The sequence below is a fragment of the Microcystis sp. M049S2 genome (genome assembly GCF_020245625.1).
GTDB classification, from domain to species: domain Bacteria; phylum Cyanobacteriota; class Cyanobacteriia; order Cyanobacteriales; family Microcystaceae; genus Microcystis; species Microcystis ichthyoblabe_A.
On the sequence record NZ_JADBUN010000124.1, the window covers coordinates 1 to 23403 of the forward strand.

The 23403-nt window shown below is 43.1% G+C and carries 22 protein-coding genes and 1 pseudogene; 13 read left to right on the plus strand and 10 right to left on the minus strand.

What is annotated here, in order from left to right:
* A partial coding sequence (locus tag IM496_RS22405) for a hypothetical protein (protein WP_353737635.1) occupies positions 1-195 on the minus strand: 195 nt, incomplete at its 3' end.
* A gap of 459 nt (positions 196-654) precedes the next feature.
* Here IM496_RS22405 and IM496_RS10585 point away from each other — a divergent pair.
* A complete protein-coding gene (locus IM496_RS10585) occupies positions 655-1914 on the plus strand; it encodes an L-lactate MFS transporter (protein ID WP_194018418.1) in 1260 nt (419 codons plus the stop codon).
* Positions 1915-2585: 671 nt separating this feature from the next.
* Here IM496_RS10585 and nrtS read toward each other — a convergent pair.
* From nrtS to IM496_RS10605, 4 genes are read right to left on the minus strand one after another with little or no spacing between them, the layout of a single operon-like run.
* Positions 2586-2837: a nitrate/nitrite transporter NrtS gene (nrtS, locus tag IM496_RS10590; protein ID WP_104398088.1), complete on the minus strand. Its 252-nt coding sequence runs from the start codon at positions 2835-2837 to the stop codon at positions 2586-2588.
* A 3-nt stretch (positions 2838-2840) separates the two neighbouring features.
* Entirely contained in the window at positions 2841-3404 is a 564-nt protein-coding gene (locus IM496_RS10595; protein WP_287661896.1) for a GUN4 domain-containing protein, read from the minus strand.
* Between the two features lie 53 nt (positions 3405-3457).
* Positions 3458-4588, minus strand: coding sequence for a CO2 hydration protein (locus tag IM496_RS10600; RefSeq protein ID WP_194018383.1), 1131 nt, complete (start codon positions 4586-4588; stop codon positions 3458-3460).
* 31 nt (positions 4589-4619) lie between these two features.
* Positions 4620-4976, minus strand: coding sequence for a DUF1823 family protein (locus IM496_RS10605; protein WP_149976206.1), 357 nt, complete (start codon positions 4974-4976; stop codon positions 4620-4622).
* A 198-nt stretch (positions 4977-5174) separates the two neighbouring features.
* Here IM496_RS10605 and IM496_RS10610 point away from each other — a divergent pair, with 198 nt between their 5' ends.
* From IM496_RS10610 to IM496_RS10620, 3 genes are all read left to right on the plus strand, one after another.
* Positions 5175-6068 (plus strand): DMT family transporter, encoded by an 894-nt coding sequence (locus tag IM496_RS10610; RefSeq protein WP_194016458.1) that lies wholly within the window; start codon positions 5175-5177, stop codon positions 6066-6068.
* Between the two features lie 447 nt (positions 6069-6515).
* Positions 6516-6992 carry a type 4 pilin gene (locus IM496_RS10615; RefSeq protein WP_194016471.1) on the plus strand — a complete coding sequence of 159 codons (477 nt, stop codon included), beginning with the start codon at positions 6516-6518 and terminating at the stop codon, positions 6990-6992.
* The gene (locus tag IM496_RS10620; protein ID WP_194016460.1) at positions 6970-7590 is read left to right on the plus strand and encodes a prepilin-type N-terminal cleavage/methylation domain-containing protein; all 621 of its coding nucleotides are present in this window, start codon (positions 6970-6972) and stop codon (positions 7588-7590) included. The genes IM496_RS10615 and IM496_RS10620 overlap by 23 nt, the downstream gene beginning before the upstream one ends.
* 117 nt (positions 7591-7707) lie before the next feature.
* On the opposite strand, the gene IM496_RS10625 is transcribed toward IM496_RS10620, so the two are convergent.
* Positions 7708-8091 (minus strand): hypothetical protein, encoded by a 384-nt coding sequence (locus tag IM496_RS10625; RefSeq protein WP_002791292.1) that lies wholly within the window; start codon positions 8089-8091, stop codon positions 7708-7710.
* An 84-nt stretch (positions 8092-8175) separates the two neighbouring features.
* Between IM496_RS10625 and hslO the strand changes: the two genes are divergently transcribed.
* The 6 genes from hslO (at position 8176) to IM496_RS10655 (ending at position 16699) form a co-directional block, all read left to right on the plus strand.
* Complete coding sequence (hslO, locus tag IM496_RS10630; protein WP_287661897.1) at positions 8176-9090, plus strand: Hsp33 family molecular chaperone HslO; 915 nt, start codon at positions 8176-8178, stop codon at positions 9088-9090.
* A 63-nt stretch (positions 9091-9153) separates the two neighbouring features.
* Entirely contained in the window at positions 9154-11109 is a 1956-nt protein-coding gene (locus IM496_RS10635; RefSeq protein ID WP_287661898.1) for a chromosome segregation ATPase, read from the plus strand.
* A gap of 214 nt (positions 11110-11323) precedes the next feature.
* Positions 11324-11461, plus strand: a complete 138-nt coding sequence (locus IM496_RS10640) for a hypothetical protein (RefSeq protein ID WP_194016464.1) — start codon at positions 11324-11326, stop codon at positions 11459-11461.
* Positions 11462-11790: 329 nt separating this feature from the next.
* Complete coding sequence (locus IM496_RS10645) at positions 11791-13002, plus strand: pentapeptide repeat-containing protein (protein WP_287661899.1); 1212 nt, start codon at positions 11791-11793, stop codon at positions 13000-13002.
* 105 nt (positions 13003-13107) lie between these two features.
* On the plus strand, positions 13108-14751 hold the full coding sequence (locus IM496_RS10650) for a Ppx/GppA phosphatase family protein (protein WP_287661900.1): 1644 nt from the start codon (positions 13108-13110) through the stop codon (positions 14749-14751).
* A 298-nt stretch (positions 14752-15049) separates the two neighbouring features.
* The gene (locus IM496_RS10655; protein WP_287661901.1) at positions 15050-16699 is read left to right on the plus strand and encodes an alpha/beta hydrolase; all 1650 of its coding nucleotides are present in this window, start codon (positions 15050-15052) and stop codon (positions 16697-16699) included.
* 164 nt (positions 16700-16863) lie between these two features.
* Here IM496_RS10655 and IM496_RS10660 read toward each other — a convergent pair whose 3' ends face one another.
* Entirely contained in the window at positions 16864-17154 is a 291-nt protein-coding gene (locus IM496_RS10660) for a DUF3082 domain-containing protein (protein ID WP_194017621.1), read from the minus strand.
* A gap of 53 nt (positions 17155-17207) precedes the next feature.
* Positions 17208-19499 (minus strand): GspE/PulE family protein, encoded by a 2292-nt coding sequence (locus tag IM496_RS10665; protein WP_194017619.1) that lies wholly within the window; start codon positions 19497-19499, stop codon positions 17208-17210.
* Positions 19500-19820: 321 nt separating this feature from the next.
* Here IM496_RS10665 and IM496_RS10670 point away from each other — a divergent pair, with 321 nt between their 5' ends.
* Positions 19821-20015 carry a hypothetical protein gene (locus tag IM496_RS10670; RefSeq protein ID WP_185239920.1) on the plus strand — a complete coding sequence of 65 codons (195 nt, stop codon included), beginning with the start codon at positions 19821-19823 and terminating at the stop codon, positions 20013-20015.
* A 26-nt stretch (positions 20016-20041) separates the two neighbouring features.
* Here the strand turns inward: IM496_RS10670 and IM496_RS10675 are convergent, their stop codons facing one another.
* Complete coding sequence (locus IM496_RS10675) at positions 20042-20458, minus strand: DUF1816 domain-containing protein (protein WP_194017617.1); 417 nt, start codon at positions 20456-20458, stop codon at positions 20042-20044.
* Positions 20459-20976: 518 nt separating this feature from the next.
* Here IM496_RS10675 and IM496_RS10680 point away from each other — a divergent pair.
* On the plus strand, positions 20977-22089 hold the full coding sequence (locus IM496_RS10680) for a sensor histidine kinase (protein ID WP_104398072.1): 1113 nt from the start codon (positions 20977-20979) through the stop codon (positions 22087-22089).
* Positions 22090-22530: 441 nt separating this feature from the next.
* On the opposite strand, the gene IM496_RS10685 is transcribed toward IM496_RS10680, so the two are convergent.
* The gene (locus IM496_RS10685) at positions 22531-23085 is read right to left on the minus strand and encodes a hypothetical protein (protein ID WP_104398071.1); all 555 of its coding nucleotides are present in this window, start codon (positions 23083-23085) and stop codon (positions 22531-22533) included.
* Between the two features lie 239 nt (positions 23086-23324).
* On the opposite strand from IM496_RS10685, the pseudogene IM496_RS10690 reads away from it, so the two are divergent.
* A pseudogene (locus IM496_RS10690) lies at positions 23325-23403 on the plus strand (IS607 family transposase); the annotation flags it as partial.

A 23403-nucleotide genomic window follows, 5' to 3' on the forward strand; every position in this document is an offset into this window, starting at 1 on the left:
GATTACTTTCTGCCATTTTTGAGCTTTTTCCTGGGGAGTGAGACTATAATCTGGGGAAGGGAGGGAAATTCTTGAGGTGAGAGATTCGGTGAAGGATAACACTTCTTGTTGTTTTTCTAAGGGAAGTTTTCTTAGGTTTTTAATGATAACTTGTTCAATGTTCATTTGACTTAGACTAATAGGCAACCATATCAATCATATCTCATGCCGCAATTTCCCTATATTTAATAAATCTTTACATTCCTCTCCCTAACTAGCGATTAAGATTTTGGGGCTTTTTGATTGTACTGATAGCGATCGCCATTACCCCTGAAAAAGTTGAAGAAACTTGTTTTAAAGTCGCTCTGGTGCAACGGGCAAAAAAACACCCCCTCAACTAACTGAATGAAGGGGCATTTTTGGTATTTTAGTGGGCAATTTAGCTGGCTTTTGTGGTTTCTTTTTCGGTAAATTTGGAGGGTTTTAGTTTAGGTTTGAGTATCTCGATTATTCTAAATTTCGCTTTTTCCAGTAATCAGGTTTACGTTTTCCATGTGCGATCGCAACCACCCAAATAGATGCTTCAATCGGAAAATTTTCTGGAAAAATTTCCCTATTAGCCATGATCTCATCTAGAATACAGGCCAGCAAGTCTAGAAAGAGTCACGGCAATCTATGACTACCAGTAATTACGATTCCGAGTTGACAGTTTTGGGATTACCCGCAGCCAAAGGTAGATGGTTATTAATACCTCTAGGAATGGGCGTTTTACTCTGTTTAGGGACGGTGTACTCATGGAGTATCTTTAGAAAACCCCTAGAAACAGAATTAAATCTCAGCGCCACGGAAAGCCTATTACCCTACACTGTGGCCCTAGTATTTTATGCCGCTTCTATGCCGATCGCCGGTTTTTTTATCCCCCGGGTAGGCACTCGCAGGATGACCGCTATCGGCGGAATTATCGTCGGTTTAGGCTATATTCTCGCTAGTTTTGCCGCTCAGATCCAGACAATTATTCTGACCTACGGAGTTATTGCTGGCACGGGAGTCGGCATCGCTTACGGTGTTCCCATGGCAGTGGTGGCACGCTGGTTTCCCGACAAAAAAGGTTTAGCGGTGGGTTTAACCATCATCGGATTTGGCCTTTCTCCCCTGATTACCGCACCTTTAGCCAATCGATTAATCAATGAATATAGCGTTAGACCAAGTTTAAGATTTTTGGGGATTATCTTTACAATAATTATTGTGATGATTGCCCTCGCCATGAAATTGCCCCCCCGGGACTGGCAACCTCCCGCAAATTTAGCTAATCGAAAATCCGACTTTCCGGCCAATTATCCGGTGAATATGCTGAAAAGTCGCTCATTTTATGGCTTATGGCTTTGCTATGCCATTGGTGCTTTAATTGGCTTGAGTGCCATCGGTATTTCTAGTCCTGTCGCTGAGGAAATTATCCAGATCGAGCCGGGGTTAGCCGCTAGTAGTGTTGCTCTATTTGCTTTGTTTAATGGTATTAGTCGTCCTTTGTTCGGTTGGTTGAGCGATCGCTGGAAACCCCATTATCTAGCGATCGGGGCTTATACACTCATTTTGATCGGTTGTCTGTTGATGGTCAAGGCCGAAAAAGGGGCAGTTAGTAGCTATCTAGTGGCTTTTTGTCTATTTTGGTTCTGTTTAGGGGGATGGTTAGCCCTAGCTCCCGCTACCACTCTCCACTTCTTTAATCCTGACCACTACGCCCAAAATTACGGTATTGTTTTTACTGCCTACGGTGTCGGCGCTTTGATCGGAACTTTAGTAACCGGTAGAATTCGCGATTGGTTCGGTACTTACACTTATGCTTTTTATGCTATGGCTGTATTGGCAATACTGGGTATTTTTCTCGCGAGTGCCTTACTGAAAAGAGAGCGATCACATTTATCAAATCCTAGCTAGGGTCTGCTGAAAAAGTTTTTCGGTGGTGGCAGGGTGTGGGGTGTGGGGTGTGGGGTGTGGGGTGTGGGGTTTTACCGATTTTGAGGGGGCCAATTACCTAATTTTCAGGGAAAAAGTCCAGGGATTTTCCCCCTGATCACTCCCATGCCCGGTACTTTTTGATTGACAAAAAGTCTAAAAGTCTTACCCAACAAGGTTTTTAGATTTATTCAGCAAATCCCAGCTAAGGGAGTTAATCTTAGCCTAGAGTAGATACTGCTGGCATTTTATACTTTAAAAGACTCGAAAGAGGTTACATTGGACGGTATAGGTCTTTTAATCGCTCTTTTTCTGCGTGATTGTCGATCTTGAATCAAATCTCGGTTTTCCTGGAGGAAAGAAATTAACTGATCATCAGGGATTTCTCGGAACTCGCCAGTGTTCAATAAAACAGTAGCCATGGTAAATCGAACTCCTGAATATTTGTCTTGATCGCTATCAAAGCAGTCCTCGACTAATCATACCAAATCCCTTTGTAATAGTGTGATTAACTCTCAAGTTATGAATTGTTTCTCCCCACACCCCACACCCCACACCCCACACCCCACTATCCTATACTTTTTAAACAGGATTTAGTATCAGGGGGTGTTTGCAGCTCTCAATAATTGTCACCTAACCGCTCAAAATTGCCTTTATTGCTGGGATTTTTTCGGCCACTGCTGACGGCGATAACTGCTATACTGCCCATGAATATTAACCAGATAGGGAACTAGATAAGTCAGTGATGCAGCCATCCAGCGATCGCTTGTCATGCGGCCGCTGATTATAGCATAACCGTGGTTAATTGTCAATAAAATTGTCCCCACTACCACAGCCACTCTTATCCCGGTGGGAGCAAATTGGGGGGATAATAAAGCATGAAAATAGCCGATAATTCCCTTCATTGCCTATAAATCGCACTCTATCAGGCGAGTAAAGCAAAAAGTCACCATTTTTAACCCGTAGGGAGACTTCCACCAGAGAGCGGGAAAACAACCTTGAGGAGCTGCGAGACTAAAATCCCAGTGATCATAATCATCGATACGCCACTGATCTTTATCGCGCCATCCTACCAATTCCCCAAATTTTTTAATCGTTTCCGCATCTTGGGTTCGCAGGGTGTTAATATCACCCCCGGCGGCAAAATATGACTTCACCTGAGCGCTAAAACCGAAATGATCGCCGCTATAATTTTTCCAAAGGCGATCGAGTACCCGAATCACATTAACAGGAAACCGCATCATATCCTCTGGGGTTAAAGTATCGCGGGTTCTGCCAGCAGCTTCGAGGATAACTCGGAGAGTTTCTGCGTCTGCCTCCCTAAAGTTCCCCTCAGCTAGGAATTGCTGTAATTTACCATAGCGCTCGATGTCTGGTACTAACATCTGCCGCGCTTCGATGAGGGCAACCCGTTCGGTTAAAGATTGCAATTGAGCTAAAATATCCTGAAGTTGGACGTTAATATCTGACATAAATGTAAGGGGGTTTGTTGACTGCAAAAACTACGGATTTATCGGCAAAATAATTATTGATTTACCGCTTCTAATCTTGACTTAACAAAGCGATTCATCCATGCTTCTAGATAGATGCGATTGGCTTTTTGTTCTTTTAAATCTGTGGTAGTTAAAGGGTAAGGTGCTAATCCTTGAATGGCTGCGGTTGTCACACAAAACATCGACTTTTGAAAAGTTTCGCAGATCTGGACTAATAAATCTTCTTCTTGACGAAAACTCTTTTTATAAATGTCGTGCAGATAATCTGGTAAAAAGTGACGCATATCCTGCATTAATAGTGTGGGAGGAATCCCTGCACCTCCGATGGGTAAAGGATCCGCATACAAAGCACCATAGGCAAACATTCCTTGATCGTAGGGAATTTGATAGGCTTGGGCATTATAGGAAATTGTACCGGGGAAAGGTGTTCCGCGAAAGAAAACCGCCTCAACGTAGGGGATTGCCGTATCCGCAAGAAAGGTTAATCCTGCCGATTTGGGAATCAGATCATAGGTTTGTCCTTTGATTTTTACCTGATAGACAATTGGTTTACTAGCATTATCAACTAAATTTTTCTTAATGTGTGCCACCACTGCGGGAATATTGGTAATTTTTCCAGCATCGTAGAGATCGGATAAACTTAAAAAAGTATCGGCCATAATTCGCCAAAATTGACCTAAACCGCTATAGTAGGCCATCATCCGCATTTGTTCTGGCAAAAATTCAGGAAAGACTTTATTTAAACTTAAAACTAGGGGATTATTACTAAATTTGGCTTGAATAACCTTGGCTGTCACTTCCCGAAAAGCGGCACCATCTACATAACTATCTAAACCACCCCCACCATGCCAAAACATCGCTTTCATACAATATTCAGCATACTCAAAATTAATGCGATTATGCCACCAGTGTTGTAGTAATTTCTGCCAAGATACTTGACCATTAAAATATTTAAAGAAGGGGAAAAAAACCAAAAACTGATTTTCCGCAATATAAATTAAATTTTTGGAATAAGCATCTAACACCACCCCGTAACTTTTCAAGATACCCACCACCTCGATCAAATTCTGGGGAGTATCTTTTAACAATGCTTCCCCAGCCGTGAGACGCTCAATATAGGATGCTAGGGGATGAGAGGAGGACTTGACAGGGATAGTGACCATGCTAGAAGCTTGATAAAATAACTTTCCTGATCTATTTTAACGCATAAAAGCACAACCAATTAGCGGCGGTGGCACGGCGAGTCATGCGGGGATTGAATTCGCCAATTTTATAACCGGTAAACCCCAATTTATCTTTTAATAATTGTTTATTTTCTGGCAAGATCGATCGAGTTAATTTTACTGTTGGGGGACGATTGGCAATAAAATCCGGTGGTTCAGGATATTCACGGCGCCAATCTTCCTCTACTTGACTATTATCCCATTTTCCTTGACTTTCATCGTAACGATAACCTAAACTTTGCCAGACTAATTTATTAACGGTTTCGTCGTCAATTTCATCGTTAATAATCGCCCAAATTGTCTCTATATTTAATTCTGGTAGTTCCATAGATCAAGTGAATGGGTGATGGGGTGTGGGGAAGTGGGGTGTGGGGTGTGGGGTGTAGGGTGTGGGGTGTGGGGTGTGGGGAGAATAAATAAAATAATCTCCTATTTCCTGACGACCGGCTACTGACGACCGGCTACTGCCTACGGTTAAAATAACTGGTGAATAACATCATTGATCATCGCGTAAGCGTAGCCTATTTTGCCTCCTTCTAACGCCAAAATTATTTTTATTTTAACTATCGGTGTGGTGTCGGTTTCTGCATCGGCAATTTTTATCCGGTTAGCGATCGAAGCGGTAGGTAATGCTACGATCGCATTTAGTTTATTTCTAGCCACTTCTCGTCTGATCTTGGCTTCTGTTGTCCTAATTCCGAACTGGTTGACCTTATCACGCCAAAAAGTCCCTATTCAAGCCTATTATTACGCAGTGGGGGCAGGATTTTGTTTAGCTCTCCATTTTGCTACTTGGATTACTTCTCTATCCTACACCTCGATCGCCGCTTCTACCACTTTAGTCACTACTAATCCCCTCTGGGTTTCCCTGTTGGGTTGGTGGTGGTTTCGAGAAAAACCGACTAAATTAACCTTTATCGGCATTTTTGTGGCTCTAACGGGGGGATTATTGATTGTTTTAGCCGATCGAGATCTCAGTAGTTCTTATCCTAACCCTTTATTGGGCAATAGCTTGGCTTTAATTGGGGCAATTCTCGTCAGTGGTTATATTCTCCTCGGACGGGAAGCACAAAGAAAGGGCTTAAATATTAAGAATTATATAACTGTAGCCTACACTACCGCAGGATTAGCCTTATTGCCTTCTGTTTTTTTATTTGGTCAAGATTACGAAAGCTATCCCCTATCCGTGTATGTTTATGTGTTAATGATGGCGATTTTTCCGCAATTAATCGGTCATACTAGCTTTAACTGGGCTTTGCGATGGGTAGCACCGACAATAGTAACCATGGTAATTTTATTAGAGCCAATCGCCGCTAGTCTGTTAGGAGTATTCATTTTTGGTGAAATACCAGCCCAAGAAGTCATTTATGGCGGATTAATTCTGTTAATTGGCGTAGGAATTGCTATTTTAGGCGGATAAGCTGTTAGTGGCTCTAATATTACTGGTTAAGTGTAATCTCGATCGCCGATTGCAACCACAGACACAGACTAGATTAGTGTACAATGCTAACTGAATGAGAGTTTAAGTAGGTAGGTCTTAAAAACTTGCGGATGCCCCCCTTATCAAGGGGGGATTAAGGGGGGATCAGCACCCCCCTTATCAAGGGGGGATTAAGGGGGGATCGAACCCAGAATCTATCTTTAATTTAATTATAATCAGCTACTTAGACAATCTGACTCAATTGAAAAATAGGGTTTTCGGGGAATTAATTCCCTGACTAAAATTAGAAATATTCGATTATCTGGGTAATCTGTAGTTGAGAGCTAAAAAAGCCAGTAGTTTTCGGGAAAAACGGGGGGGGAAAAAGTGAAATCAAAAGGAAAGGGGATACAGTCAAAACTGCCTTCGTCTGAGTCCGGTTTCTCGATGTTAGAAGTGATGATTGCCATTTTAACTATTGCCGCCTTCTCAACAGGAACCCTACAGTTAATGGCATTCACTGCCTTATATAAAGTTCGGGCAGAAAGACAGGCTCAAGCTAACTTTTGGATACAAGAAGATTTTGAGGATGTCAAATATTTAGCTTCGAGTTTAGATGTCAACTCCAGTCCTGCCAACCCTAATGTCAGTGAGGATGTGTGTACAAATATCAATCAGGGTTATGCCACAGCTTTAAGAGGACAACTAACGGCTACTCCCATCCCCGACCGAACAATTGTCGGGAAAAACTATTCTCTCTATCGAACTTTTAATATTACTTCGGCTAATCCCCATCGTCTCCGTATTGATTATCAAGTCCAGTTAGCAACAGGTCAAACTGCTGACGATGACCGAAACCAAGAAAATATTATTGCCAGAAGTTCTGTCGAGGTGATTCCCGATGCGTCGTTTAAATGTCCATAAAAATCAGGGTTTTACCCTGTTAGAAATTTTAGTAGCTTTGGCAATTACGGGAATTCTTGCCGCCTTAACCCTACCTAATTTATCAGCTTGGTTAAATAGCAATAAAGTCAAAGAAGTCACCGATTCTATACAATTAGCCCTAGAGGATGCCCAAAGACAAGCTATCCGTCTGGGGAGGAATTGCACGATTAATTTTACTGGCGGGACTGGCAATAATCCCACGGTTTACTCGCAAATAACCGCCAGTGAACCAGGTTGTTTAGTGGCGACTAATACTAATGGGGGTTTCTTAAGTCTGCCAGAGGAAGTATTTATGGTGGTGAATAATTTTCCTCTCCAGGGCAGCAGTCCGGGAGTGCAGTTTTCCTTTCGGGGTCATGTGCCGGGGTTAACCTTTGATCCGCCAGAAGATCAAGCGATAATCGTATTATATTCCGCCGCCGATGCCACCGCCGATCCCTATCCCAACCAAGAAAAAAAATGTCTAGTTATCGCTTCTATGCTAGGAATAATTAAACAAGGCACTTATAATGGAACTTCTCTAAGTAACCTCGATGCTCGTCAATGTGAAATCCGTCTCGGTGGAACTCAACCTTAATCAGTTATCAGTTATCAGTTATCAGTTATCCGTTACCAGATGTGAGTTTTTAGTTCACTGTTTACTGTTTACTGTTTACTGTTTACTGTTCACTGATTACTGATTACTGTTCACTGATTACTTTTGATTGCTCAGAAATAGTCGTAATTTCAATAAACTGAGAGTTTGACCGAGATTGAGGGGAAGGAGAGAAATGCCTTCTAACCGCGATTGTAACCAACCATCGCCCCAATACCATTCGTGATAGCCATCGATACCTTGACTCAAAAGCAAGCGTAAACACTGGTCATTGGCCAATAAAACCTGATGTTGTACGGGGATTAAACCTAACCAAGAGGTAAAAGTCAAACCTTCCTCTAATTTATCGGGTAGATTGGGTGAGAGCATTTGCGGCCACAGCCATTGACGGAGATGAGCAGTTTTGAGCAAACTATCCCGGATAGCCTGTTCACTGGCCGAGATTTCGATACGCAGCTGACTTTGTTGAAAATTGCCGAACATATTATTGTCTAATAATTTTTGTTAAGTTAGTTAAAGAATAACTAAAAATCGGGACAACGTTTTCCAAGGATAACAGTAAGTAGTATGGCAGATAAATTAATCCGCGCCACAGCCGCCGATGGGGGAATTAGAGTAGTAGGAGTGATTACCACCCGTTTAACCGAAGAAGCCCGCCAAAGACATCAATTATCTAACGTAGCCACCGCCGCTCTCGGTCGCACGATGGCATCGGCTTTACTCCTGGCTTCCAGTTTAAAAAAACCCGGTTCTAGGGTCAATATTCGCATTAAAGGCGATGGTCCTCTAGGTGGGGTCTTGGTTGATGCCGGACTCGATGGCACGGTGCGGGGTTATGTGGACTGTCCCCAGGTGGAATTACTCCCCAATGCTAAGGGTAAATTAGATGTGGGTCGCGCCGTCGGTGACAAGGGTTATGTGCGGGTCTTACGCGAAGAAAAAGGCGAGGGGAGAAATGAACTTCAAGAAAGCATCGTCGAGATAGTTTCTGGGGAAGTGGGGGAAGATATCGCCTACTATCTAGACCAATCGGAACAAATTCCCTCCGCTTTGCAAGTGGGGGTTTTTGTCGGTACGACCACAGGAGTAACGGCAGCTGGGGGAATTTTATTACAAGTTCTCTCCAAAGAAGCAGCCCGGGATGAGGTCTTAGTGGCTCGTTTAGAGTCGAGATTGCGAAAATTAACGGGATTTACGCCCCTTTTACGCGCAGGAAAAAGTCTAGAAGATATTTTTCAGGAACTTCTGGGAGATATGGGTCTAGAAATTTTTCCGGCTGTGCAGCTGCTGCGCTTTGATTGTGATTGTTCTTTTGAACGGGCCCTAGGAGCTTTAAAATTCCTCGGTGTCGATGAATTAAAAGACATTATCGAAAAGGATAAACAAGCGGAAGCCATCTGTGAGTTTTGTCGGGAAGTGTATAATGCCAACGAGACACAATTAATCGAATTAGTCCAGTCTCTACAGGCTGAATCTTGCTGAGAAGTCGGGCAATGAGCGCCATTAGGGTAAAATCTATCTAAAATATCTGCTAGGGAGTCGTGAATGTTTAAAGGAAAAGAATTAACCAAAAATCTGGTCAAACGAGAATCGATTGACTCCCTGACTCGTTGGCCAGAGACAACTAGGTCTTTTCTTTTTCTCTTTTGGTACCGATACCAGCATCGTTTCACTTGGAAAGTTTGGGCGGCTTTATTTGTGGTCGTCTTTGGCGGTGTTGGCTTTCTCGCCACTTGGCAGTTATTAAATATGCAGAAGTCGCCCAATTGCCCGAAAATCTTCTGGCCTATCGCTTCCGCCTCCCTACGTCTCTACTGCGCTCAACTTTCCGCCGATAGTCGCACCGTGGCAGGTTTACTCGAAGCAATTGCCCTAGTGGAAGCTTTACCCGAAGACCATCCCTTGCGATCGCAAGTTAATCAACAGGTGGAAGAATGGGCGCGAGATATCCTGAATTTGGCGGAAAAAGACTATCAAGCGGGAAATTTAGAGCAAGCAATCGCTAAAGCTCGTCAAATCCCCAATAATATGGCAGTAGCGGCAATTATTGAAGAAAGAATCGCTAAGTGGCAAGGAACTTGGACGGAAGGCAACGATATCTTAAGCAAACTAGAAGAAAATCTCCGCGCTTCCAACTGGAATCAATCTTTCCGTCTAGCAGTGGATTTATTGAACTTAAATAACGAATATTGGGCAACGGTTAAATATAATGAAGCGATCGCTAAAATTACCGTTGCCCGGGAAGATAGCAGTAAATTAGATAATGCCTTTAATCTCTTTGCCCGGGGCGGTCTCGACAATTGGTTCAAAGTCATCGAAGAAGCTAGAAAAATTCAAGCCAGCAGTTATGCCTATCAGGAGGCACAAAAATTAATCGGGAAAACCGAGGATAAACTAAAAGAATACGCCGAAAGATTAATTGAGCAGAAGCAATGGCAATCTCTCCGGGATTTGGCTAACGAAAGCCCCGAAGACCTCAAAATTAAAGCAGATATCACCGATTGGTCTGTCTTGTCCACGGCGGCCTTAGATGCGGAAACCGGCACGGTGGACGGATTAGAAGCCGGCATACTGGGACTAGAACAAATCGACCCTTCTCGACCCCTCCATCAAACGGCCCTAGCTATGAAGGAGCGCTGGCAGTTACAGGTACAGGATGTAAAAATACTGTCTGAGGCTAGAGATTTAGCACAAGCAGGTACGATCGAGCAGTATAGCGCCGCTATCGCGAAAGCGGGCGAGGTTCCCCGGAATAATCCCCTCTGGTCGCAAGCACAGCAGGAAATTGGCTCTTGGAATCGTCAAATACAAGTTATTGAAGACCGGCCGATTTTAGAACGCGCCCAAGAAATTGCTCTCCCCAGCGATATTAACTCCCTCAGTAGCGCTATTATTCAGGCCCGGGCCATTGGTAAAAATCGGGCCCTATACCGAGATGCTCAACGGGAAATTCGCGGCTGGCAAGTGCGGATTGAACGCATGGAGGATCAACCTATTTTAGATCAGGCTCAAGCTTTGGCCAATCTCAAAGACTACAGCACAGCGATCGAAACTGCCAATCAAATTCCCCCCGGTCGCGCTCTTTCCTCGGAAGTTTCCCAAAATATCCGTCGTTGGCGCCGAGAGTTGCGGTCCCGTCAAAATCTCCAACAGGCTAATCAATTAGCGGCGACGGGAACCCCAGAAGGTTTAACCCGGGCGATTGCTTTAGTTACCAATATTTCCACTCAAACCGATGCGGGTGTGCAACGGACTGAATTGCTGGAACGTTGGAGTTATCAGCTTTTGTCTTTAGCCACGGATCAAGCTAATAACGGCCGTTATCTGGAAGCTATTCGCCTTGCTGAATCCGTATCCCGGGAAAGTACCGCCTACAGTTCAGCTCGCTCCCAAATGCAAGGCTGGCGCAATATTCTCCAACCTCCGGCCCCACCGCCAATAGTTGAATCGACTCCCCTTTCCCCGGAGTCCCCGATAGAAGCACCAAGTCCGGGTCAATAATCAGTTTTAGAGGCTGTTTTTGCCGTGGATTACCCCTAAAAAAGTCCCTCATCCCCAGGGGTCTGTCCAGTTAAATCTGCATTATACTCAATCCTGTTTACAAGGTATGGGAGAGCGGGGAGAAACAATCCATAACTTGGGAGTTCATCGCACTATTAAAAACCGATTTATACTAAATCCGTTGAGTACAGGCTAGTTATCAGGAGAGGCACTCATGCAAGAGGCACTCATGCAAAAGGCACTCATGCAAAAGGGAATAAATAATCAGTTTTTAATAACTGGATTTAGTATTAGTATAAATTGCCAAAAAATAACCAAAGCCAATTTTAAAAAGATAAAAGGTGTTAAGTAGTCGTGCAAAATTAATTTCCTAGTGAAGATAGGCAAGAGGCAAGAGGCAAGAGCAGGGTTAGATATGTGTAATTAATTTTGCTTAGGTACTTATCAATTAAATTAATTAATCAAGCAAAAAACAGATCTCCGTAATTTCTATAAACCTCCTGCATAATTAATTTTTCATGGTTCAAAAACAGCAATAATAAGGATTAAATAACACAAAATCTTTAAATAGACCATTTAATTGATTATTATTCATTCTTAATTCTCCTGACTACTGACTACTGACTACTAGCTACTGACTCCTAACCCTAAAAATGATTTTTGATTTCTGTAAGAGGTCTTATGAAAGCAAGTGAGGTACTGGATTTATATGCCAAAGGGAAACGCAATTTTACAGGAGTAAAATTAAAAGGACAGTGTTTTCGCGGACAGAATTTATCGGGGGCTAATTTTAGTCAAGCAGATCTGCGTGGTACTAATTTTCAAGGGGCTATTTTAGAGGGAACTAAATTTACCGAGGCTAGGGCAGGATTACTAAAGCGCGGTCGGCTACAATTAATTTTAATTTCTTGGTTAATAGCGGCTTTCTGCGGCTATCTGTGGGGATTAACTGGGTATTATCTAGCTTTAATGCTGGTGACGGATGTAAGCCAATTTAAAATCATTGGTGCGGTGATAATCACGATTTTATCCCTAATTTATGGAAGATTTTATCGTCAGCGAGTTGGGGGATTACCCTTAGTTTTATCCTTGATTTCTGGTCAATCAACAAGTTTTATCCTAGCAATTTCCATCAGCTTAATTTTAACTTTATTGACAGTAATTATCTTGGCTTTTCAGGGAGCATTAGCAGGAATAGCCGTGATGAATGGAACTTTTTCTATAGCTTTGATTGTTGGGGTTTGTGGTACTTTATTCACCGCTTATCTGGCTTGGTTGTCCCTAGAAGAATCGAGACAAACAATCACGAAATCGATAGCAATTGCTTTTTTAGCCAGTAAAGGTACAAATTTTTGCGGCGCAAATCTTAAAGAAGCGGATTTCACGGGAGCGCAGTTAAAAGCCACTGATTTAAGGGCAAAAGATTTAACTAGAACTCGATTTTATCTGGTATCGGGCATCGAGCGAGCGCGTTGGGAAAAGACAATTTTGGACGAAGTGGCGATGAGAAATCTTCTCGTTACTGGTCAAGGGGAAAATAAAGCTTATATTGGCTATAATTTTCGCGGACTAAATCTTTCTGGGTTTAACTTCAAAAATGCCAACCTGACTAGGGCAAATTTCAGCGAGGCAAATTTAGCCTACGCCAATCTAGAAGGGGCCAATTTAGCCCATAGTAACGTGATGAGAGCCAATTTACAGGCAGCCACCCTGACGGGCGCTTGTATCGAAGCTTGGAAAATCGCCGAAAATACCAATCTAGAAGGGGTTGATTGTGATTATATCTATTTAGTCGAGTCCGACCAAGAGCGCCGTCCCAAGCAGGGAGAATTTGGGGAAGGGGAATTCCAGCAATTGGCCCTGGAGCAGCGAAAATTGTATATTGACGAATGAATGCTATACAAAGCTAAAATTGCAGCGCCGAGGCGGACAATTAGAGGGATAATAAGACCAGCCTTAACACCTATCCCCCGACTGGTAACTGATCACTGATAAGCGATGGTGAATATTTCTAATCAAGTTACACCCAATTGGGGACTAGCGCCCCTGGCAAAAGTCCCCGATGTCCAAATCCTAGCGGCGATCGATATTGGTACGAATTCGGTTCACATGGTAGTGGTGAAAATTGAACCGTCTTTACCCGCTTTTACGATTATTGCCAGAGAAAAGGATACAGTCCGTCTGGGCGATCGAGATAGGAAAACTGGTAAATTAACCCTAGCGGCCATGGAAAGAGCGATCGCGGCTTTAAAACGCTGTCACGATCTAGCTATTAGTCTCCATGCGGATCAGATTATTGCCGTGGCCACCAGCGCCACCCGGGAAGCGGCCAACGGTGACGAATTTTTGGCTTTAATCGAGAAAGAAGTCGGTATTTCTGTAAATCTCATCTCGGGACAGGAGGAAGCGCGCCGGATTTATCTCGGTGTCGTCTCGGGGATGGATTTCCAAAATCAAGCCCATATTATTATTGATATTGGTGGCGGTTCCACGGAATTAATCTTAGCCGATAGTCAAGAAATTCGCTTTCTTAGTAGTACCAAAATCGGCGCGGTGCGTTTGAGCCAAGATTTCATCACTACCGATCCTATTAGTACCACAGAATTAGCCTATTTAAGGGCATACACCAGGGGAATGTTGGAGCGAGCAGTAGAGGAAATTAAACATCATTTACAGGTGGGAGAAGTGCCGCGTTTAGTGGGAACTTCTGGCACGATCGAAACTTTGATGACTATCCATGCTTTGGAGAAATTGGGTGAAATTCCCAATCCTTTAAATGGTTATCAATTAACACGCAAAGATGTCAAAGAATTGGTCAAACGTTTCGCCACTTTGGACTATCACCAAAGACTGGCAATTCTGGGGATGTCCGATAAACGGGCCGAGATAATTCTAGCTGGTTCGATCGTGCTTTTGGAAGCGATGACCATGTTAGATGTTGATAAGTTAGTTCTCTGTGAAAGGGCGTTGCGAGAAGGGGTAATCGTCGATTGGATGCTGACGCACGGGTTAATTGATAATCGGTTACTTTATCAGAGTGAAATCCGTCAGCGCAGTGTCTTGAAAATAGCGAAAAAGTATCAAGTTAATTTAGAATCGGCCGAGAGAATAGCGACATTTTCCTTGTCTTTGTTCGAGCAAACCCAAGCACAATTACATTCTTGGAATCAGGAGGCTAAAGATCTATTATGGGCGGCGGCAATTTTACATAATAGTGGTTTATATGTTAGTCATGCTGCCCATCATAAACATTCCTATTATTTAATTCGCAATGGTGAACTGTTGGGCTATACGGAAATAGAGTTAGAAGTTATCGCTAATATCGCTCGTTATCATCGCAAAAGTAAACCAAAGAAAAGGCACGATGATTTTATGAAATTAACGGAATACTATCAGTATATGGTCAGACATTTAAGTGCTATACTGCGCTTGGCTGTGGCTTTAGATCGACGACAAATAGGAGCAATTAAAAAGATTGAATGTAAGTACGATCCTGAATATAGAACCCTACATCTGCATCTTTTCCCCAATAATGCTGAAGATGATTGTGCTTTAGAATTGTGGAGTCTAGACTATAAAAAACCTGTTTTTGAGGAAGAATTTGGGGTGAAAGTAGTGGCAACTTTGGCATTTTTACCCTGAAATCACGACCAGTGAGTAGCTTGAAATCGGCAAGATGGAAATTTTCGAGACTTGTTGCCTATTAAGTAGTCGTGGAAAATTAATTTCTTGGTTAGGATAGGCACTCATGCACTCATGCAAGAGGTAGTGAGATATGTGTAATTAATTTTGCCTAGGTACTTATTCTAGGTCAAGATTATCGACCGTGGCAAATTGATAATTTTTGTTGATAGTCAAGCAAGAAAACGGTTAAAAACTGAAAGGTTACTGTTATAATCCAGGGGGAATAGGAACGCAGAAAGAAAAGGAGTAGAAAAACTTGTTGCAATTAGCTAAAATTGGTCGCTTGATCGCTCTTGGTTGCTTAGGAACGATACTGACTAGCTTTCCTGTCCTCTCGGCCGAGAGAATCACTTTTATCTTAGCGCCCTTTAGTCGTACCCTAGAAATTAGTTCCCTAGAAAAGTTCGCCAAAACTGGCAGAATTGACGCTAATCTAAGACAATATTTAGGTAATACAACCGCCGAACAACAAAAAGAATTTCGCCAAGCTTTAACCACAAGTAAAGAAGTTAATCCCGTCCTGATCTCGCGCTTTTTTAACTCCACAATGGGGAAAGATATCCTCAACCTTTTAGGGGAACTGATCACCATTCAAGGGGGTATTAATGGTAAATTTGCCCTGCGTTCTGCCCTAGTTAAATCAGCCTTTGAACCGGGAGGGGTAACTATTCTTAACCTGCTGCGTAATCTGCCCACTAATATGCAGATTGATGTGACAAAAGTGCAAAGATTAGCTCGGGCGATCGATATCGTCCTGAAAGCCACCACAGTATTCACGGAAAAGGTGGCGCAATTATCCTTAGAAGAAGCTAAAAAGGCCGGTGAAATTAATTTTACCGCCATGACCGACCCCCGACAACCGGGACCCCAACAAGTGGAACAAATGCGGCTGGATTTAACCGATAGCCGTCGTCAGAGGGAACTTTATCTAATTATTGTCAAACCCAAGGGGCAATTAACCCAGAAAACCCCTGTTATCCTCTTTTCCCACGGTTTAGCTTCCCGTCCTGAAGATTTTGTCCGACAAGCGGAACATTGGGCTAGTTACGGTTATCTCGTTGCCATACCCCAACACTCTGGCAGCGATACCCTACAGGTGCAGAATCTGCTGGCCGGTTTATCGCGGATGGTTTTTTATACCAACGAATTTGTCGATCGTCCATTGGACATATCTTTTGTGATCGATGAATTGCAAAGACGCAACGCGGGGGAATTTCAGGGGCAATTAGATTTAGATAATGTGGGAGTTGGTGGACATTCCTTCGGCGGTTATACAGCCTTAGCCGTGGGTGGAGCGACGATCGATTTCGAGAATTTACAACGAGACTGCCAAAGAAGATTAGCTTTTCTCAATGTCTCCCTCTTGCTGCAGTGTCGTGCTTTGGATTTACCCCGAGAAGAATACAACTTTCGCGACCCGAGAATAAAAGCGATTTTTGCGGTTAATCCGTTTAATTGGAGTATTTTCGGGGCTAAAGGACTGGCTAAGATCGAAATTCCCACTTTTGTGGCGGCAGGAACCTACGATCCCGCTACCCCCGCTATTTTTGAACAGGTGCGCTCTTTTCCCCTGCTCAATACTGAAAATAAATATTTAGCTCTGATTGAAGGTCAAGCTCACGTTGATTTTTCGGTACTAGATGCGGGAATTAACGAAGCGATCGAATCCGTAGCCGATCTTACCCTGCCGGCACCCTATGTGATCGATAGTTACGCTCATTCCCTATCTTTGGCCTTTTTTGAGGTGTATATTCGCAAAAACCCCGGCTATAAACCTTTTTTACAGGCGGCCTATTCCCAATATCTCAGTCAAGGCCAGGAGTTTAGATGTTTTCTGATTACCCGCGCCTCCTCGGCTGTTTTAGAACAGCTAATCGAAGATTTTATCGCTCAAAATGTCCGTTAATCAGTGATCAGGAGATAGGAGATAGGAGGTAGGTGTTAGGAGGTGTTGGGGTGTTGGGGTCTTGGGGTGTTGGGGTGTTGGGGTCTTGGGGTGATGAGACAATTTCCCCACTTCCCCACTTCCCCACTTCCCTACTTCCCCACTGCCAATTCATAATTTATAATTTATATTTTTTGAGGGCGTTTAAGCAGTAATTGGATAGCCAAAAGAATTAAACCAATGGTGACAAAAATAAAAATAAAGGTTCCTAGAGAAGCTAAACCAAAAACTAAAGTCCGGACAGCGCTGCCAATTCTCAAGGCGATCGGACTGTGAGCAACCATCGGTTTTGAGTAAAAAGAATGACCGATCGCTGCTGTAAGATAATAGAGAATTGTCCCCAGTGCTGCCGAAATTGCCGCACCAACTAAACAGCGAGTAGGAGTAACTTTTTTGGTTTCTAATTCTGTGGTCATTACTTTTTAGTCCTCAAATATTGCCCAGGTTAAATTTTAATTCTTTTCCCCGACTAGAACCAAGGATCGAGGGCGGAAGGAAAAGAAGTATTGACTTCGACAGAGAAAGGATCCTCTGAATCCGAGGAGACAATCAGATCCTGATTCGTCTCTAGTTGCCGTTTTAACTGTTCCCAATCGCCGGGGTCGGTTAACTCCTCATAAACAGGGGCAGCGGAAACGATCATTTCCTTATCCGATGACCGGTTGCGGGAAGAAAGAACTGAATTAGTCAAATCAGGTAGCTCCTGGTCGATAATAGTTGGATTTGCGCTCTTTGGAGAATTTTTGGGCGAATTTAGGCTAATTTCTTGCTTTAATAACTGTAATTCACCATTGAGAGCTTTTAATAACTGCTCGATCACCTCGATTCTTCCGAAAACATCCGGGGGAATCTCAGGATTATTGGCAGCAGAGAGGGAGGGTAAAGTTAATTTATCGGCCATGACGCGGTCGATTTCCTCTAGGGTAGTATAACCTTGGCGGACTAATTCCAAACCGTAGGCGAGGAGAGACTTGAATCCTGCTCGTGTTGCCGCTTTTTTGAGCATATCGGCGGGTTTATTCTCAGCGATGCAAGTTTTGAGGTCAGGGGTAATCGTGATTACTTCAAAGACCCCAATCTGGGACTGATAACCGATGCCGTGACAATGACGGCATAATCTCCCTTTTTCCCGCGCTTGGATGATTTCTTCGGCAGTGAGGGAATTAGCTTTATAAAAGCTGTATTGAGCAGCTTGGGCGGGAGAAAGACCAAATTTAGCTAATTCCTCCCTTTTTGGTTGATGTTTCAGCCGACAAACCTGACAAACCCGTCGCACCAGTCTTTGATTGATCACTCCCACTAGGGTATCGGCGACTAGGGCCGGCTCCGCTAATTGATTGAGGCGAGCGATCGCGGCAAAGGCATTATTGAGGGGTAAACTAGAAATAACTAAATGTCCTGTCAAGGCCGCTTCTAAGGCATGGGCAAGGGTGGAAGAATCCACCAGGCGATCGATGCCGATGATATCCACATCTTGATTCCGGAAAGAGGGCAAAATCGAGGCATAATCTTGACCTTGACCATCAGCGATTTCCACTTGGGTAATACCGTTAAGGCCGCGTTCGATCGAGGTTTCCACGGTGGCGATATTAACATCGCCCTGGTTTCGATGGGCTAGTAGAGAATAAAAACTGGTGGAACAACCGCCTCCGGCCGGTGCGGTGAGCAGAATCAACCCCGCCTGGCGCTCGATCATGGTGCGTACCAGTTTACAGGTTTCTTGGCTAGTAATCAACTCATCGAGGGGCCAAAGTGGGGATCGAGAATCAAAAACCCGCAAGAGAATTTTTTCCCCGTGTTGACTGGGTAGGGTGTGGAGACGAAAATCTATTTTGCGACCGGAAAAAGTTTTGGTCATTTTTCCCTGTTGGGGTCGCGATTTCTCGCTGACATCGAGGTTAGCCAGAATTTTTAACCGTGAGATAATCGCTGGGGTCGCTTCCCGAGAAATCGGTTCCCCGGCAGAACGCAGGAGACCATCTTGGCGAAAACGGATAGTTAATTGATTTTCTTGGGGTTCTAGGTGAATTTCCGTCGCTTTGCTTTCAATGGCTTGAACAAGGATATTATTAACGACACTGATGATCGTCCCTTGATTGGCCTCTTGAATCAGCCCGAGATCCTCGTCGGCTAATTCGCGGTTGAGATGGGGGAGAGATTGGCCATCTTCAAAAATATCAGTTATGTCAACTATGGTCTTTAGATCCTGTTCTTGGGGAAGACGATGGCCAGATAGGGCTTCTTCTTGACGAGAACGATAGATTTCGACCAATTTCTGGTAATCTGCCCGAGCGATCACACGACGCTCAAACTGCAATTCTTTATCCCGGAGGATACGACGTAAATCATCGAGAATTTCCTGATTAGCGGGATCGACCATGGCTAGGTGAAGAACCTTGCGATCGGATTCTTGTTTTTGTAGGGGCAGGATCTGATAACGACGGCAAATTTCAAAGGGAAGGACTGTGCGAAACAGATTTTCGATTTCTGTCCAGTTGATCGTCTCAGTCTCAGGGTCAAGATATTCTAACCCATACTTGGCTTTTAGTTTTGATAGTTGTTCGAGTCGGTAGTATGCCAGTGCCTCTTTGGGTAAAGGACGACCGGTGATCAGGGGTAAAATTGCCAGTAGAGATAGATGACCTTTCTGTTTCTGGATTATTGCCTTTTCTAGTTGCCCGATAGTGATATAACCCGATTGCACTAACTTTTGGGCAAAGGAAGGCAGCTTGGTCTGGGGGGTCTCGTTTGCTGATGACATGGAATAGAGCCAGTTAATATTGTACAGCCCACTACTCTATTATGCCCATTTTCTCACCGTAGCTAACAGACAGGCTATTTTTTTTAGGCAAGGGCCAACGGGCCATCGGCAAGGGAAAGAAAATTTATCGTCGGCTACTTAGCAAGGATTGATAGTGAACACTCATTTTTATATTAATAAATATAAATAAATATGAAGTAATTTAAGTTTCACAGAGAATGAACCTGATCTTTTTTAGGATGGTGGTAAAACTGATTTTCCATTTCTCAGGTTGAAAGGTGAACCCAGATTAAGCCATCTGAACGATAGGAGGACAAGCCAATGTTTGAAGATTTTACCTATATTACTGATGAGGCTTTTTTAGAGAATTATTGGTGGGAAGAAAAAGTTATTTGTCTCCACTGCCAGGGCAAAGGAAGAATCTATCTAGAAACAGAGAATGAATCCGTCCCCTGTAAATTCTGTGAAGGTCAAGGCATTATTAAACGAAAACAGGAGGAGACTAACTATCCCTAAAAATCTGTATAATTGGATACCATATATTAAAAATCTTCTTGAGTTAAAACCTCGGGCTGACATTGTTTAATTTCGCTGTTAATCCCGACGGCGGATTCCGATTGTAGGTCTTCGATATAACCGGATTGATGGGATAAAGCTTCCGAAAAACTCTCAAACGGACCGAAATAATAGAGACATTTCGGCTGAGTGGTGATGATCTGTATCCACCAGGGTTGAGGTGGTAAACTAGGCTTAATGGAGACAGTTTCTGGGTCAAGAGGCTTTATACTAAGAATCCTGGCACCTTGGCGCAGGAGGCGCTGTGTTTCTTGACTCATGCGGCTTTTAGGTATTCGCAGGACTGTCCGAGAGAAGCGTTGAGGCAAAGAGCCAGAAGAACCGGAAAAAACAACTTCATAGAGAAATATTTGATTCTCTCCCTGATTATTAGCCTCTAGCATACAGAAAAGATTCTCTTTTGGGGGTAAGGGTTAAAAAAACAGACGCTACTTTGAGCAGATGACTCAAGCAAAATCATCTCCTAACAGAGTAGCGCATCTTGATAGGATAGCATAGAGCGGCAAAAAGTTAGGTTTTGACCTATTCTTCCCTCACAGCATGGCTTAAGGAGAGATTCTTCCACAGGAAGAACCCGATAGAGTTCTTTTATTGAGCCATCCCTGAAGATATCTATGAGGATTTTTTCTCCCGTCAGTTTATTCAAGATGCTGTGGGCGAATATATAGCGTTTCCTGTTCGCAAGAGGTACATTATAGATGTTGAAAAGCTTAATCAGCAAAGGTTAAACTGTGCCACACAGGTGTGATAACTGCTATATAGCAGTTATCTTAATGGTCAGGTAGGAAGTTTTCGTTTTTTGGATTCGGTTGTCGGTCGTCGATGCCAAATCCTGTTATACTTCATCTTTATGAGAAACAAGGTCAATAATACTGACAACAAATAGAGTTTTTTAACAAATATGCGGACACCAAAATTGAGCTTAGGAACCAGATTATTTTTATCCCATCTCCTCGTTATGGTGGTGGGATTGAGTAGCTTTATTATCATTGCTAAATTATCTTCTCCGCGAATGTTTGTTTTACGTTTGGAACAGTTAGAAAGGCAGGGATTTTTTACCGTGCGTTCAGCGAGAACTTTCTTGGTTAGGGGTTTTGAGACGGCTTGGGATAGTAGTGCTATTTGGTCATTTATTGCGGGAGGAAGTGCGGCTGGTTATCTGAGTTTTTTGGTTTCCCAACGTATTATGAAACCAGTAAAACAAATCAAACAAATCACTAAAAATTTTGCGGAAGGGGATTTATCGGCGCGAGTTCCAGAAAGCGAAATACCAGAATTAAATCAATTAGCCATCAGTTTTAATCAGATGGCGATTAGTTTAGCTGATGTAGAAAAACGTCGCCAGGAATTAATCGGTGATCTTACCCACGAATTACGCACCCCTTTAACTGTGGTACGGGGATATCTAGAAGAATTAGCCGATGGTGCGATCGAACCTAATCCAGAACTTTATCAGAAATTAGTCAAAGAAACCCGCCGGTTAGAACGTTTAACCCACGATCTACAGGAGCTATCGCGAGCGGAATCTGGTTATCTCTCGATTAAACTGCAACCTGTTAATTTATTAAGTTTGTTAAATTCTCTTATCGAAAAATTCGCCGATCAATTATTAGAAGATGGACCAACTTTACAGTTAGATTGTCCCCCCAATTTACCATCTGTCATGGCCGATCCCGATCGCCTTGAACAAATTTTAGTTAATCTGCTCGGTAATGCCATTCGTTACACCGATCATGGTGCAATTACCCTGCAAGTGACAAGGGACAAAAATCGCCTACAAATTGCCGTTATCGATACGGGAATCGGCATCGCAGCAGAGGATTTACCCTTTATTTTCGAGCGCTTTTGGCGGGCTGATCGTTCTCGTTCCCGTTATTCTGGGGGTAGTGGTATTGGTTTAGCGATTACCCGTCGTTTAGTGGAATTACACCAAAGTCAAATGGAGGTAGAAAGTGAATTAGGTAAAGGCAGCACTTTTCGTTTTTCCCTAGCAATATCTCCGAATTGGGAGTAGGGGTTTTTTAGTGATCGGTAAACAGTAATCGGTAAGGGGAGACGGGAGAAGGGGGAGATGGAGCGGGGAGAGAGAGTTTGAGCATTTGTACTAAAATATCTAATAGACATTTCCAAAAATTATAACCCAATCACAGCTTGCTTTTAGCTTTTGTACTAACTGAGTAGTTCTAAGCTACTAAAATGTGTATCTATCGTTGCTAATTCAATTTCACTGAAAAAATATGAGACAATTAAAATCATTTTTATTTGGTTAGATTCCTTAACTAGAAAAACTTTTAGTCTTAAGATATAGTCATTTCAGATAATTCTGATACACTCTAGACTGGTTGAACCCTTATGAACTCTGGCATTGATATTCTCAATCCTAATTGAAATGACTATAATATTAGGTGGAGGTCTAATAGGCAGTTTCAATGCAGTGCAGCTGATAACGAGATGACTATTCAGGAGAAGACAAGTCGCGGAAAATCTGGCTGGCGATGGCTGCACTCCGGCGAATTTGTTCAATTTCGGAAAGACTTTGCCAATCTTCGGTGTCTATAGTGGTTTTGCTCTGGCCATTACGCATAGTATAGGCGTAGGGACGGGCAAAAACCTGTAAATCTTCTGGAGACCATTGGGGAAAAAGCTCGCTAAGACAAACAACAAGGCGATCGAAGTTATCTAATTGACTATTAACTAGATTTTCAGCACTTTCTACTAGACGATTTAAATGTTCGGCTGGCAGTAAAGAGGCAAATTTATCAAAGATATTAGACCGGGATGAAACGGAAACTGTCGGGAATTTTTGGTGTAAACTGCTAAAGAATCTATGAGCTTGTGCCTCGATCGCCGTCGCTTCTAGTCCTTCACACAGAGAAAAAGGCGTTTCCGTGACATCTAAGGGATCATTACCCTCAACAGCGGTTACATCCCAGGGATAGGTGACTTCCTCTTCGATCAGGATTGCCAGAAGTTCTGCGTTAATCTGTTCGGATAGGGATAAATGGCTCATAAATAATACTCCATATTTTGGCCTTTGTGGCGTTCAATGAGTAACTACATCTCGGTTTTGACAATTCCCGAAGCTACCAACAGACTTCTGGTGGAAGTCAGGCAAGAGGCACTCTTGCCATAGTAGCAATAATTAACCCTTTAAACAGGATTTAGTATTGTAAAGTTTTGTAAAAAATATATGCAAATGACTGCAAACAACTGCTAATATGGTTAGTGTAAGTTTACATTGCAGTTCACATGAAACTATCAGATTATGCTAAGAAAAAAGGGATCAGTTATGACACTGCTTGGAGAATGTGGAATCGAGGGCAGTTAC